This is a genomic window from Devosia nitrariae, from assembly GCF_030160115.1.
Taxonomy (GTDB): Bacteria; Pseudomonadota; Alphaproteobacteria; order Rhizobiales; family Devosiaceae; genus Devosia; species Devosia nitrariae.
On sequence record NZ_BSNS01000003.1, the window covers coordinates 91,362 to 104,623 of the forward strand.

Sequence of the window (13,262 nt, forward strand, 5' to 3'; positions counted from 1 at the left end):
TGGCCGAAAGGATGCGCACCATGCAGATTCAGGTCGGTCCGGTCAATCGGCGCCGATGACCGTTGCTACCAACGCACGGATAAGGCGTCGACGACCGACGGGTCGAAGTGCAGCGTGACCAGCGCGTCCTCGGCAGGGTCGGTCGTCCCATCCCGCCAGATCCGCTGCGTCAGCCTGACTGTCTCCTCGCTTGGGGAATAGCCGACGAAAAGGTAGTCGAAGCAGGCCGGAGATGCATCGCCTTCGGCCGCGTAGGCGGCCGCCATCTCGGCCTTGAGCGCGAAAAGTTCGCGTCCACCGAGAGGCCGGCCATCGACGCCATTCCGGGCACGAAGGGTCTGGGTAGACTCCTCTCCCGTCTCGCAGATGAATTGCCCGTCGCGGAAGACGCCGTATTCGGTGAGGGCGATCTCGACGTCCGGGCTCCAGAAATCTGCGAGTTCATAGGTTGCGCCTTCGGCGTCCACCTCGAGGTAGATGTCCGACCAATCGCAGGTCTGCGCCTCTTCGTTGTAACACCAGCGCTCGCTCGCGCGCATGAGGACGGCGACATCCTCGATCGGCAACAGCTTTCCGGCCTTGTTGCCGGAAACCAAGGCCTCGGCCTCGGCGTCCATGGCGACGACGGGCGCGGCCGCGACCACGGCGGCCATCACGGCAACACACAAGCCTCTCATCTACGACGACCTCCCCAGACCTGGCCGTCATGTTGGTCCTTCCCCGGCGAACCGGCAAGTGGGAAGTGGGAAGTGTCAGTGTTGTCGCGGGATTTCTCGCGAAAACCCGTTCCCATCCCGGATCAAGTCCGGGACAGGCCTTTTCGCATCCCGCTCTAGAGCTTTTCACGTTCCGATTGGATCGGAACGTGAGCTCTAAGTCCTTGAATAGGCGCGTTTTCGAACCGCGAAAGTGGTGTCCACTTTTGCTGAAAACGCTCTAGCGCAGCCAGCCCGATGGGCGCGGGTGCAGTTCCATCAGCCCGTCCCTCGACGCCTCGTCGATGGCTGCGATCTCATCGGCGGTCAGCTCGAGATTGTTGAGGACGCCGAGATTGTCCTTCAGCTGCTCGAGGGTCCTCACCCCGACCAGCGCCGAGGTCATTTCCTTGCGGCGCAGAACCCAGGAGAGGGCGAGTTGCACCATCGACTGGCCGCGCGAGCGGGCGATGGCGCCGAGCTTGTCGACAGCGGCCAGCACGCGCGGTTCGATGTGACTGGCGCGGAGCGACCCCCTGGGGTCGGCGCCGCGCGTACCCTCGGCCATGCCCTGATTGTACTTGCCCGACAGCACCCCTTGCGCAAGCGGGGAGAAGGCGATGACGCCGATGCCGAGTTCGCCGCAGGCATCGATGGTCTTGTCGTCCTCGATCCAGCGATTGAGGATCGAATAGCTCGGCTGATGGATGGTGGTCCCTATACCCATCTCGGCCAGGATGCGGTGCGCTTCGCGCGTCTCCTGTTCAGGATAGCTCGAGATGCCCACATAGAGCGCCTTGCCCGAGCGCACCGCCTGGGCGAGGGCGCTCATGGTCTCTTCGAGCGGCGTGTTGGGATCGTAACGATGCGAATAGAAGATGTCGACATAGTCGAGCCCCATGCGCTTGAGGCTCTGGTCGAGGCTGGCGGTCAGGTACTTGCGGCTGCCGAATTCGCCATAGGGGCCCGGCCACATATAGTAGCCGGCCTTGGTCGAGACGATCAGCTCATCTCGATAGGGGCGGAAGTCGCGCGCCAGAACCTGGCCGAAAAGCTCCTCGGCCGACCCCGGCGGGGGACCGTAATTGTTGGCGAGATCGAAATGCGTGACGCCCGCATCGAAGGCGTGACCTAGAATCTCCATGGCGCTCGGATAGTCGCGGGTGCCGCCGAAATTCTGCCAGAGGCCGAGGCTGATGACCGGGAGCTTCAGCCCGGATTTACCCGAGTGCCGGTATTGCATGGCGTCGTAGCGCGCCGGGTCCGCCCGGTAGATCATGGTGTTCTCCCCCTGGCGCCGCCGCTCGAGGACGGCGCGAGCTTAAGATGTGCGATTTGGCCGCAAAACCCGCGCTTTGCGCGGGAGCGGCCGGGATGGTAAGAGCGGGCGCATGTACCCGGCTACTGATATGATCGATAATCTGCCCGATCAGCCGCGCCCGTTCAAGGTGATGGCGTTCTACAAGTTCGCCGACCTGGCGGACACCGCGGCCATCCGCCCGGAATTGGCTCACTTCTGCTGTGCCCGAGGTATCCGGGGCACGCTGATCCTCGCGCGTGAAGGGATCAATGGCACCGTCGCCGGCACGGACGATGCCATCGATGCCCTCCAGACCTTCCTCATGGACGATCCTCTGTTCGGCGGGCGCCTCGAGGGTGCCGAGATCAAGTTCTCGACGGCCGCAACGATGCCGTTCCACCGCATGAAGGTGCGCCTTAAGGACGAGATCGTGACGCTGCGTGCACCAGAGGCCAACCCGGCACTGCGGGTCGGCACCTATGTCGAGGCCAAGGACTGGAACGCGCTGATCGAACGCAACGATGTCACGCTCGTCGACACGCGCAACGACTACGAGGTCAGCCTCGGCACCTTTGAGCGCGCACTCGACCCCGGGACGCAGACCTTCACCGAGTTCAAGGATTTCGTTGCGCGCAACCTCGATCCGGCGCGGGACAGGAAAGTCGCCATGTTCTGCACCGGCGGCATCCGCTGCGAGAAAGCTTCGTCCTATCTTCTCGCGCAAGGCTTCGAGGAGGTCTTCCACCTCAAGGGCGGCATCCTCAACTATCTCGAAACGGTCCCGCGCGAGGATAGCCACTGGCAGGGCGAATGCTTCGTCTTCGACGAGCGCGTTTCGGTCGGCCACGGGCTTATCGCCGGAAATGCGACCCTCTGCCGTGCCTGCCGCCAGCCGCTGACGCCGCAGGATCGCGCCGATCTGCGCTACGAGGAAGGCATCGCCTGCCCGCACTGCGCTGGGGATGCCGAGAGGCGTCTCGCCGCAGCCCAACGCCACCACCAGGTACGCCTCGCCGAGATCCGCGGCAGCGCACATCTGGGAGATGCGGCGCGGCACGCGGCACAGCAGGCCAAGGCGAGAAAGCGTGCCCGGCGAGAGGCCGATCGCACCACGCGGGCCGAAACTTCAGCATCCTCTTGAGATCGCAATCATCAATGCTACTATCGCGTATCGGCCGTTTCCGCCGCATCCGATAAGAAACATTGATATGGATCTCGACCAGCTCCGCACCTTCGACCAGATCGTCCGCGACCAGAGCTTCACGCGTGCCGCCGCGCGCCTCAACATCACGCAGGCGACGGCCTCGATGCGCATCCGTGCACTCGAGCAACTCCTCGGCGTCACGCTGTTCGTGCGCGGCCGGCAGGTGAGCCTGACCGATCAGGGCATGACCTTCCTGCCCTTTGCCCGGCGCATTCTCGGCACCGCCCAGGAGGGCCGCGAGGCCTTGCGGCGGGTCGAGCGTGGACGCATCGCCATCGCCTCGCTCCGGAGCCTTGTGTCTCCGCTGATCACCGAGGCGCTGTTGCGCTTCCAGGAGCGCTATCGGGACGTCGATGTGGTGGTCAATGAGGGCCGGCAGGCGCAGATCGTGGCGATGCTGCACGAGCGAGCCGTCGAGATGGGAATCCTGTGCTGGCCCAACCTCGACCCGCTCGTGGTCGACCTCGAGCCGCTGCTCATCATGCGTGAGAGGGTGCCGCTGGTGGTAGCGCCGGAGGTGGCGGCACGGCTGCCGGCCCGCCCGACCATCGACGAGGTGCTGGCTGAGGTGCCACGGGTCATCTCCCTGCGCTGGTGGCAGGTCGAGCCGGAGACTGCGGCAGCGCTGACCCGCATGGCGCGCACGAGCGTCGAACTGCCGACCGGCCCGGCCCGGCGCCTCGCGGTCAAGGGCGAGGGCCTTGGCTTCTTCGTCAATTCCGCGGTCGCCGACGACATCGCGGCCGGCCGGCTGGTCGAGATCGCACCGGTCGACTTTGCGCCGCTCCACCGCGACACGGCCATGGTCGTGCGCTCGGCAGCTGTCCTCGAACGGCAGATGCTCGCCGACTTCGTCAACGAGATCGCCCGCGAATGCGCCAAGGTGGGCGAGGTGCTGGACAACCGGCTAGCGGGCTCGGAAAGCGCGGCAGCCTGAGCCCTTCCCTGTAGCTAGCGTTCCGGGTAGCTTCGCGCGCCGGAGGGAACAATGACTACAAAGACTTACGACTTCATCATCGCCGGCGGCGGCTCGGCGGCGTGCGTTGCCGCGATGCGGCTGGTGCGCGAGTTCGGCTTTTCGGTGCTGATCCTCGAGCGCGGGCCGGCGCGCACCAGCGCGCTGATGGCGATGCCGGCCGGATACATGAAATATCTCGCCCGCGACACCTTCCTCGAGATGCACAAGACGGTGCCGCAGCCCCAGCTCGGCGGGCGGGCGCCCATAGTGCCGGTCGCCAAGGCGCTCGGCGGCGGCAGCGCGGTCAATGCCATGGTCTATATGCGCGGGCAGAAGGAGGACTATGACGGCTGGGCCGCTCACCTCGGCAATACCCATGAGTGGTCGTACGAGGACATGCTGGCGCACTTTACCGGTATAGAGGCCAATCGGCGCCTCAATGACCGTTACCATGGCATCTCGGGGAATCTGCGGGTTTCCGACCCCGGCCATATCAGCGAAACCACCGAGGATTTCCTGCTGGCCGCGCAGGGGCTCGGCCATGCCTACAATCCCGATTTCAACGGCATACGGCAGAACGGGGTGGGCATCATGCAGCACACCTTCGCCCGTTGGGGGCGCTACAACAAGCGCTCGGATGCCAAGCGGGCCTTCCTCGATCCGCTCGCGAGCAATGAGCGGCTGGATATCGTCACCGGGGCGAGGGTCGAGCGGATCCTCATCGAGAACGGTCGAGCTGTCGGCTTTGCCTACGCGCAAGGCGGAGAGACGCGGCAGGTGCGCGCCGAGCGCGAAGTGCTCGTTGCCTCCGGCACCTACAACAGTGCCAAGCTGATGATGCTCTCCGGGCTCGGACCGGCTGAGCACCTTGCGGCGCACGACATTCCCGTCGTCGCGGACCTGCCGGGCGTCGGGCAGGACCTGCAGGACCACCACGAGGTCCCGGTCATCGCCACGACGAAAGGCCGGTCGGGCTATTTCGGGCAGGACAAAGGCTGGCCGATGCTGCGCAACGGCCTGCAATACCTGCTGTTCAACTCGGGGCCGGTGACGACGACGGGCATCGAAGCCTGTCTGTTCTTCGACCCGGACGGCGGCGAGCGGCCGACCATCCAGCTCTATTGTGCCCCGATCGTCTATCTCGATCGCGACGTTTCGGCGGCCAAACCCACCTGGGGCGTCACCTTCACCTCATGCCTGCTGCGCCCCAAGGCGCGCGGCAGCGTGACCCTGCGGTCGGCCGACCCCGTCGACCAGCCGCTGGTCGACTGCAATTTCTTCGGAGATCCGGAGGACCTGCGCCTGACCATCGCTGCGCTGCGCCATGCACGCGAGCTGCTCGCGGTCGCCCCCTTCAAAACCAAGATTGCCGAAGAGTTGCTGCCGGGCGCCGCGATCGCTGCCGACTCCGAAGCACTGACCCGCTATTGCGGCCAGACGGTTAAGACCAATTACCACCCGGTCGGCACGCTGCGCATGGGTCCCGATGTCGACCCGATGTCGGTGGTAGATGCACGCCTGCGGGTGCGTGGCGTCGAGAACCTCAGGGTCATCGACTGTTCGGTGATGCCGACGATCGTTTCGGGCAACACCAATGCGCCGGCCATGGCCATCGGATCGAAGGCGGCGAACCTGTTGGCCGCCGATCACGCGAGCTAACGGCAATGCCTCTGTTTCCGGCCGATATGAGGAAAGCCCATGTCGGGGTGCCCGCGCCGATGAGCACCTTCAAAGCGTAGCTCGCGCCACGGAACCATGACAGCGGTGCATGGCGTTTCCATCGGACACTGATCGGCAAGGGGGCCGCCATGGATGCCGAGCCACTGCTCGCGTCGCCAATCGCCATCCAGATCCACGCCCTTGCCGCCGGGGCCGCCCTCGCCGTCGGCCTGGTGTTGCTCTTCCGGCGCAAGGGTGATGCTCCGCATCGCCTGCTCGGCCGGATATGGGTCACCCTGATGACCGTTCTCGCCATCACGGCCTTCTTCATCTACGAAATCCGGCTGATCGGACCGTTCAGTCCACTGCACCTGCTGGCGATCGTGACGCTCTACACGCTGGGGCGCGGCGTCTGGTTCATCCGTCATGGCGAGGTCGCCAGGCACAAGGCGGCAATGCGCATTTCTTTGCCGCGCTCATTGGCGCCGGCATCTTCACGCTTCTGCCCGGGCGCACCCTCAACGACGTGCTGACCGGCGGGGCGGGTGGATGGCTGCCCTTCATTGTCGCCGCGTCGCTGGCGGCGGCCGTGGCAGCGGCCTATTTTTTCAACCGCCGCCGGATCGACCGCATCTGAAGCCTCCCGTTCTGACGGAATCAGGCGCTGCCGATGAGAATCCCGGCAGCAAATACCAGAGATCCGCCCAGCACCACTTGCAGGACTGCGCGCCAGAACGGGGTCTGCATGTAGCGGTTCTGAATGAAGGCGATGGCCCACAGTTCCACCAGGACGACGGCGATGGCAAGGCTGGTGGCGGTGAAGAAATCGGCGATGAGATAGGGGAGCGCATGACCGAGACCGCCAATCGCGGTCATGATGCCGGCGGCAAGCCCGCGCTTGACCGGCGAACCACGCCCGGTGAGCTTGCCGTCGTCGGAGGCGGCCTCGGTAAAGCCCATGGAGATGCCGGCGCCGACCGCAGCGGCGAGGCCGACAAGGAAGGTCTGCCAGGTATCGCCGGTGGCAAAGGCCGCGGCAAACACCGGCGCCAGGGTCGAGACCGATCCGTCCATCAGCCCGGCAAGGCCCGGCTGCACATAGGTCAAAACGAACTGGCGGTGGGACTCGTGCGCCTCGCTCTCCAAGGCCTCGGCGCCGAGGTGAGCCGCCTCGAGGCGGTCGGCAGCGTTGGCATGCCTTTTCTCCTGGGCAGCAAGGTCACCCAACAGCTTGCGAATCTCGGCGTCTGTCGCACGCCGCGCCGCCTCGAGATAGAAGCGGTAGGCCGCCTCCTCCATCTCCCAGACTTCCTGGCGCACGGCCTCGAGCGACAGCGTCTTCATCAGCCAGATGGGCTTGCGGGCAAGGAACCCGCGCACGTGCTCGCGGCGGATGGGGATGAGCCGCGTTCCGAACTTTGCAACGTAAAGGTCGAGCAGGCGGCGCCTGTGCTCATCCTCTTCAGCCGCCATGCCGTCAAAGAGCGCCGCCGAACCCGGATAGCTGTCGCCCAGACGGCTGGAGAACTCGGAATAAATGCGTCCGTCCTCCTCTTCGGCGGTGATGGCGAGCGAGAGGATCTCGCGCTCGTTGAGCGAATCGAAGTCGCGACGGGACGGAGCGAGCAGGCGGGACAGCATGGAAAGCCCTCTAAATTAGAACCGTTCTAATATTTGTAGATTAGAATGGTTCCAAAATATGAGCAAGGCTCTGCCGCGCGCTCATCCCAAGGACAGCCGCTATCACCGATCGTCAAGCCGCCACCACGAAAGCTATACCCACTCGCCCATCTGCTGCTGGTGAACGTAGCCCCGTGCCGAGGCCGGCACCTCCGCAGCGAGCCAGTCGCGCAGCGCCTTCACTTTACGCGAATCACGCCGGCTCTCGGCCACCGCCAGCCAGTAGCCGAGCGGACTTTCCACCGCGAGATCGAAGGGGGCGGCGAGCCGCCCGTCGCTGATCGCGTCGGCGGCCATCATGTCGACGGCGAGCAGCACGCCCTGACCGGAGATCGCCGCATCGAAGGCGAGCGAGGGGTCGGTATAGGCCGGTCCGTGTACCTCGGGCGGATGGGCGATCCCTGCGGTCGCCCACCATTGCGCCCAGGAGACCATGGCCGCCTCGTCGCGGATAACGGGGATATGGGCGATATCGGCGGGTGAGCGCAGCCGCTCGGCGAGCGGAGGTGCACAGACGGGCCTGTAGGTGAAGCCGCCGACCCGCTGGGCTCGCACGCCCGGCCAGCCGCCTACGCCATAACGTATGGCGCAATCGATGTCGGCGCGGTTGAGATCCAACACATGTCCAGTGACGACGAGGCGCAGTTCGATCTCGGGGTGCAACCGGTTGAACTTGCCGATCCGCCAGATCAGCCATCGCGAGGCGAAGACCGCGCCCACCGTCAGCGTCAGCACGCCCTCCTCGCCGGCCGCGAGCGCGGACAAGGCGTCGGCAAGGCCGGCAAAGCCGCCGGTCAGCTGCGGGAGTACCTGCGCGAGCGCAGGCAGTGGTACGAGACCGGCGGGCGTACGCTCGAAAAGATCTACCCCAAGCCGCGCCTCGGCCCGGCGGATGTGCTGACTGACGGCACCGACGGTCACCCCCAATTCCTCGGCGGCAGGCGCCAGCGCACCACGTCGGGCGACGATCTCGATGGCCCTCAACGCATTGAGGGGTATGGGAAACGGATTTGTCATGTAGATTTTCTATACCGACGGCATCAGCAATGTCCATTGCAGATTATCACCTATCGGCTCATTCATTGGGTGTTCCGTCGAAACAGGAGGACCCGACCAATGCACAGATTGTTCATCCTCATCTCCACGTTCGCAAGCTGGCTCGCCGAACGCGATCGTCCCGTCGACGTCATCGAGACGATGAGCCCCCGTGAGCGCGCCGATCTGCCCGTACACCATCCGGCCGCCGACCACGGCGCAGCCTGCTGAGGTCGCCAAGAATGGGGCGGTTAGTACGGCCCCTGGCAACCAAATTGCCCCATTATCCCCCTCAAACGGGCGCATTCGCAGTGTTGGTCAATCGCATCGTCTCCAGACCCCAAGAGGAAAGCGATGATGCGTACCAGTCCATGCCTTGGCATGCTGTTGTTGCCGCTCCTGGCCGCCCCCGTTCTTGCCCAGGATGCCGGCCAGCAACCCCCTACCGAACAGCAGGTCGAACAGCCGGCCTTCAGCGGTGAGTTGGACGCCCCCACGAGCGGCGAAGGCGTCACCGTGGAGGGCACGCCCGTGCCGACTCTGACCGTCCCGCCGGACCCGCGCGATCTGCTTACCGGCCTTTATGCGACCAAGGGACTCGCCGAGATCTGCGGCATTGCCATAGATGCAAAGATCCAGGAGGCCATGAGCGCCGACGAGGCGAAGTATGTAGCGAACCTCGGCATCACGGCGGAAGCGGCCGGCCAGGCGTACGATGAGATCAAGTCGACGCTCGAGGCGCGCGAGCCGGATTGCGGCGAGGGAAGCGGTGACGTCGCGGGCGTTACCGAAGTCCTCGATCTCTATGCCGCCGAGCCGCAAGCGGAAGCACAACCGGCCAGCCAATCGACGTCAGCGCCTGCCGAACCAGCGCCCGCCCCCGCATCACAGTAGCTCCGTCGAGCGATTTGATGGAATCAGATCGCGCGCTCCAGTTTTTCTTGTCGCGGGATTTTGCGAAAACCGGTTCCCGTCCCAGAGTCCGGGACAGGCTTTTTCGCATTCCGCTCTATTCGCAGATGCGGGCTCTACAGGCGGTGCCGTGGCAGCCGAGGTCGAGATGAAGGTGGTCCTCGTGCAGCGTGTTGGCCTCGGGGCCGAGCACGGTGGAAAAATTCGCGCAAGCCGCAGCATGGGCGAACCGCAGCAGCCGTCCGGCCGAGGCCGATGCCGGCGACCACTGGGCCGGCAGGGAAATCGTGCGCCCGTCCTCAAGCGCAAAGCCGGTGACGTCAAGTGCGTTGGCAAAGCCGTGTTCGGAGATATCGGCCTCCTCGACATTGTTGCGCGGACGGCAAAGGTAGCTCGTGCCCACCGAGATTTCCGAAAGCGCCGTGTCTTCCCGAGAACGCAGATATCCGTCGATCGTCTCGACCCAAGCGGGCAGCGCACTCGCCATCTGGCAGTTGAGCGTCACCGGCGCCGAGAGCGGCACCATGCGCCCATTGGCCAGTACCCCCGTTACCTGGAGCGGCGAGCGCTCCATGCACTCGCCTTCAGCGATCGGCGGCAGCAGTTCGGCCTCGATCAACCCGCGCAGAACCGCCGGACAGGCGGCCTGGTAGACGCGCGGCACCTCCGGCTCGCCGGAGGGCTCGCCTTCTTGGGGCGCATCCGTTTGCGCGGGCGTGCCTGCCTCATCGGCACCTGCGTCGGGTTCGCCGTCCTCGGCTTCCGGCCGCGGGCGCGGCAGGGGCGCGTCCTGCGGCGCTTCCTCGAGCTCGGCCGGCCTCTCGCGCGGCACCGGGGCACGCTCGGTCTCCGCCGGTTCCCCGGCCGGCGGAGGAGGCGGGCGGCGTGGCGCGATCTCCTCGGCAAGGTTCTCGACCATCTCCTCGAGGGGCGAAAGGAAGTCCTGCGCCGCGGCCGGCAAGGCGACGATCGGCAGGACAGCGATGAGCAAGGTGGGGACAAAAAAGCGCATGGGCAGCTAACGCGCCGGACACGTGGCGCGTTGCGTTCGGTTCGTCCGGCGATTTACCAGCCAGAAACCATCTTTGCGCCCTTGCAGCCTTCTGCTATCAGCGCCCCATGACAACGCCGCTCTCCCGCATCCGCAATTTCTCCATCGTCGCCCATATCGACCATGGCAAATCGACGCTCGCCGACCGGCTGATCCAGATGACCGGCGGGTTGGACCTGCGCGAGATGAAGGAGCAGGTGCTCGATTCCATGGATATCGAGCGCGAGCGCGGCATCACCATCAAGGCGCAGACCGTGCGCCTCAGCTACAAGGCCGAGGACGGGGAGACCTATGTCCTCAACCTCATCGATACGCCCGGCCATGTCGACTTCGCTTACGAGGTCTCGCGCTCGATGGCTGCCGTCGAGGGATCTTTGCTCGTTGTCGACGCCTCCCAGGGAGTCGAGGCGCAGACGCTGGCCAACGTCTATCATGCGCTCGACGCGGACCACGAAATCGTGCCGGTGCTCAACAAGATCGACCTGCCCGCCGCTGAGCCCGAGCGCATCAAGCAGCAGATCGAGGACGTCATCGGGATCGATGCGTCCGATGCCGTCGAGATTTCCGCCAAGACCGGCCTCAACATCGACAAGGTGCTCGAAGCAATCGTTAACCGCCTGCCTGCGCCAAAAGGGGAGGTCAACGCGCCCTTGAAGGCGCTCCTCGTCGATTCCTGGTACGATATGTATCTGGGCGTCGTGGTGCTGATCCGTGTCATCGACGGGATCGCCAAGAAGGGCCAGCGCATCCGCATGATGGCCTCCGGCGCCGTCTACGAACTCGACCGCGTCGGCGTCTTCACGCCTAAGCTCGTCGACGTGGGCGAGCTCGGTCCGGGCGAGCTCGGGTTCTTTACCGCCTCCATCAAAGAGGTGGCCGACACCAATGTCGGCGACACCATCACCGACGACAGGAAGCCGGCCGCCGAGCCGCTGCCCGGATTCCGCCCGGCCCAGCCAGTGGTGTTCTGCGGACTCTTTCCGGTCGATGCGTCCGACTTCGATGAACTGCGCTCGGCCATGGGGAAGCTCCGCCTCAACGATGCGAGTTTCTCGTTCGAGATGGAGACCAGCGCCGCGCTCGGGTTCGGCTTCCGCTGCGGCTTCCTCGGTCTTCTCCATCTTGAGATCATCCAGGAGCGATTGAGCCGGGAGTTCGACCTCGACCTCATCGCCACCGCCCCGTCGGTTGTCTACGAGGTCGAGATGACCAGCGGCGAGGTGCTGAACCTCCACAACCCGGCGGACCTGCCCGATGTCGTCAAAATCGCCGAGATCCGCGAGCCGTGGATCAAGGCGACGATTCTCACCCCGGACGAATACCTCGGCAACATCCTGAAACTCTGCCAGGACAGGCGCGGCATTCAACGCAACCTCTCCTATGTGGGCAGCCGCGCGCTGGTCGAATACGACCTGCCGCTCAACGAAGTGGTGTTCGACTTCTATGATCGGCTGAAATCGATCTCCAAAGGCTATGCCAGCTTCGACTACACGCTTGCCGACTATCGCCCCGGAGATCTGGTCAAGCTCTCGATCCTCGTCAACTCGGAGCCGGTCGACGCGCTTTCGATGCTCGTTCACCGCACGGCGGCCGAAAGCCGCGGCCGCACCATGTGCGAGAAGCTCAAGGAGCTCATCCCGCCCCATCTCTTCGTCATCCCGATCCAGGCGGCCATCGGCGGCAAGGTGATCGCACGCGAGACGGTGCGGGCGCTGCGCAAGGACGTGACGGCCAAGTGCTATGGGGGCGACGCGACCCGCAAGCGCAAGCTCCTTGAAAAGCAGAAGGCCGGCAAGAAGCGTATGCGCCAGTTCGGCAATGTCGAGATTCCGCAGGAAGCCTTCATCAAAGCCCTGAAGATGGGCGACGACTGATCCCGGAGGGCTCTTCGCCTTTTTGGGGATCGCCTATCGCGTGATTTGTCGATCCGCCGCTTCCTGCTTCGTCGCGTAGTCGAGAGGCCGCTGGGGCCTTAAAGGCAAAGGAAGGAGAACGACGTGCGTGTCATGGTTTTCGTCAAGGCGACCCCAGACAGCGAGGCGGGCGTGATGCCCTCGAGTGAGCTGTTCGAGGCGATGGGCAAATACAATCAGGAGCTGGTGGCCGCCGGCATCATGAAGGGCGGCGACGGCCTCAAGCCCTCGTCCGAGGGCAAGCGCGTCGCCTTCAGTGGCTCCCGCCGCACCGTCATCGACGGCCCCTTCGCCGAGACCAAGGAGCTGGTCGCCGGCTTCTGGATCTGGGAGGTCAAGGACATGGACGAAGCCGTCGAGTGGGTCAAACGCTGCCCCAATCCGATGATGGAGGACAGCGAGATCGAGATCCGTCCCGTCTTCGAGATGGAGGATTTCGACGAGGTGATGACCCCGGAGATCCGCGCCATCCATGAGGACGTGCGGGAGAAGACGGAAGGCGAGGGGTGATGGTTTTGGGGTGAGGCGCCAGTGCCAGCGTGGCCGCAAGGTTTCCTCATCCTCTCTTGATAAGCACTCCGATTTAGCTATATTGGCTAAATCGGAGTGCTGCTATGTCCACAATCACCGCCACAGATGCCAAGAACAGGTTTGGCCAGGTCCTCGAGGAGGCTCAACGCGAGCCCGTCCGCATTCAGAAGAGCGGGCGTGATGTCGCGGTACTTGTGTCCGCCGCGGAATATCAGCGCCTCAGGGACGCGGAGAGCGCGCCGCGGGTCAGTCCGCGTGTGCAGCGGCTGCTGGCCGAGAGCATCGAGAGGCGTCGTTCCGTTTATGAAGCGCTGGCCAAGTAGA

Annotated in this window: 14 protein-coding genes; 9 read left to right on the forward strand and 5 right to left on the reverse strand. The window is 64.7% G+C overall.

Annotated elements, in window-relative coordinates:
- Positions 1 to 65: 65 nt before the first annotated feature.
- Together QQK18_RS03180 and QQK18_RS03185 are read right to left on the reverse strand one after the other, a co-directional pair.
- Positions 66 to 677 (reverse strand): hypothetical protein, encoded by a 612-nt coding sequence (locus QQK18_RS03180; protein ID WP_284338830.1) that lies wholly within the window; start codon positions 675 to 677, stop codon positions 66 to 68.
- A 259-nt stretch (positions 678 to 936) separates the two neighbouring features.
- Positions 937 to 1,974, reverse strand: coding sequence for an aldo/keto reductase (locus tag QQK18_RS03185; protein WP_284338831.1), 1,038 nt, complete (start codon positions 1,972 to 1,974; stop codon positions 937 to 939).
- A gap of 130 nt (positions 1,975 to 2,104) precedes the next feature.
- Here QQK18_RS03185 and trhO point away from each other — a divergent pair, with 130 nt between their 5' ends.
- The 4 genes from trhO (at position 2,105) to QQK18_RS03205 (ending at position 6,349) form a co-directional block, all read left to right on the forward strand.
- Positions 2,105 to 3,136 (forward strand): oxygen-dependent tRNA uridine(34) hydroxylase TrhO, encoded by a 1,032-nt coding sequence (gene trhO, locus QQK18_RS03190; protein WP_284338832.1) that lies wholly within the window; start codon positions 2,105 to 2,107, stop codon positions 3,134 to 3,136.
- Positions 3,137 to 3,203: 67 nt separating this feature from the next.
- Positions 3,204 to 4,136 (forward strand): LysR family transcriptional regulator, encoded by a 933-nt coding sequence (locus QQK18_RS03195; RefSeq protein WP_284338833.1) that lies wholly within the window; start codon positions 3,204 to 3,206, stop codon positions 4,134 to 4,136.
- 51 nt (positions 4,137 to 4,187) lie between these two features.
- Positions 4,188 to 5,816 (forward strand): GMC family oxidoreductase, encoded by a 1,629-nt coding sequence (locus QQK18_RS03200; protein ID WP_284338834.1) that lies wholly within the window; start codon positions 4,188 to 4,190, stop codon positions 5,814 to 5,816.
- Between the two features lie 149 nt (positions 5,817 to 5,965).
- Entirely contained in the window at positions 5,966 to 6,349 is a 384-nt protein-coding gene (locus QQK18_RS03205) for a DUF2306 domain-containing protein (RefSeq protein WP_284338835.1), read from the forward strand.
- A gap of 124 nt (positions 6,350 to 6,473) precedes the next feature.
- Here the strand turns inward: QQK18_RS03205 and mbfA are convergent, their stop codons facing one another.
- The gene (gene mbfA, locus QQK18_RS03210) at positions 6,474 to 7,457 is read right to left on the reverse strand and encodes an iron exporter MbfA (RefSeq protein ID WP_284338836.1); all 984 of its coding nucleotides are present in this window, start codon (positions 7,455 to 7,457) and stop codon (positions 6,474 to 6,476) included.
- A 132-nt stretch (positions 7,458 to 7,589) separates the two neighbouring features.
- On the reverse strand, positions 7,590 to 8,513 hold the full coding sequence (locus QQK18_RS03215; RefSeq protein WP_284338837.1) for a LysR substrate-binding domain-containing protein: 924 nt from the start codon (positions 8,511 to 8,513) through the stop codon (positions 7,590 to 7,592).
- A 99-nt stretch (positions 8,514 to 8,612) separates the two neighbouring features.
- Here QQK18_RS03215 and QQK18_RS03220 point away from each other — a divergent pair, with 99 nt between their 5' ends.
- Both QQK18_RS03220 and QQK18_RS03225 read left to right on the forward strand, forming a co-directional pair.
- The gene (locus tag QQK18_RS03220) at positions 8,613 to 8,762 is read left to right on the forward strand and encodes a hypothetical protein (protein ID WP_284338838.1); all 150 of its coding nucleotides are present in this window, start codon (positions 8,613 to 8,615) and stop codon (positions 8,760 to 8,762) included.
- A gap of 126 nt (positions 8,763 to 8,888) precedes the next feature.
- Positions 8,889 to 9,425 carry a hypothetical protein gene (locus tag QQK18_RS03225; protein WP_284338839.1) on the forward strand — a complete coding sequence of 179 codons (537 nt, stop codon included), beginning with the start codon at positions 8,889 to 8,891 and terminating at the stop codon, positions 9,423 to 9,425.
- A 115-nt stretch (positions 9,426 to 9,540) separates the two neighbouring features.
- On the opposite strand, the gene QQK18_RS03230 is transcribed toward QQK18_RS03225, so the two are convergent.
- Entirely contained in the window at positions 9,541 to 10,455 is a 915-nt protein-coding gene (locus tag QQK18_RS03230) for an extensin-like domain-containing protein (RefSeq protein ID WP_284338840.1), read from the reverse strand.
- A gap of 107 nt (positions 10,456 to 10,562) precedes the next feature.
- Between QQK18_RS03230 and lepA the strand changes: the two genes are divergently transcribed.
- The 3 genes from lepA to QQK18_RS03245 all read left to right on the forward strand — a co-directional run bounded on the left by lepA (position 10,563) and on the right by QQK18_RS03245 (position 13,261).
- A complete protein-coding gene (lepA, locus tag QQK18_RS03235; protein ID WP_284338841.1) occupies positions 10,563 to 12,368 on the forward strand; it encodes a translation elongation factor 4 in 1,806 nt (601 codons plus the stop codon).
- A 123-nt stretch (positions 12,369 to 12,491) separates the two neighbouring features.
- Entirely contained in the window at positions 12,492 to 12,917 is a 426-nt protein-coding gene (locus tag QQK18_RS03240) for a YciI family protein (RefSeq protein ID WP_284338842.1), read from the forward strand.
- 104 nt (positions 12,918 to 13,021) lie between these two features.
- A complete protein-coding gene (locus QQK18_RS03245) occupies positions 13,022 to 13,261 on the forward strand; it encodes a type II toxin-antitoxin system Phd/YefM family antitoxin (protein WP_284338843.1) in 240 nt (79 codons plus the stop codon).
- Position 13,262 lies beyond the last annotated feature (1 nt).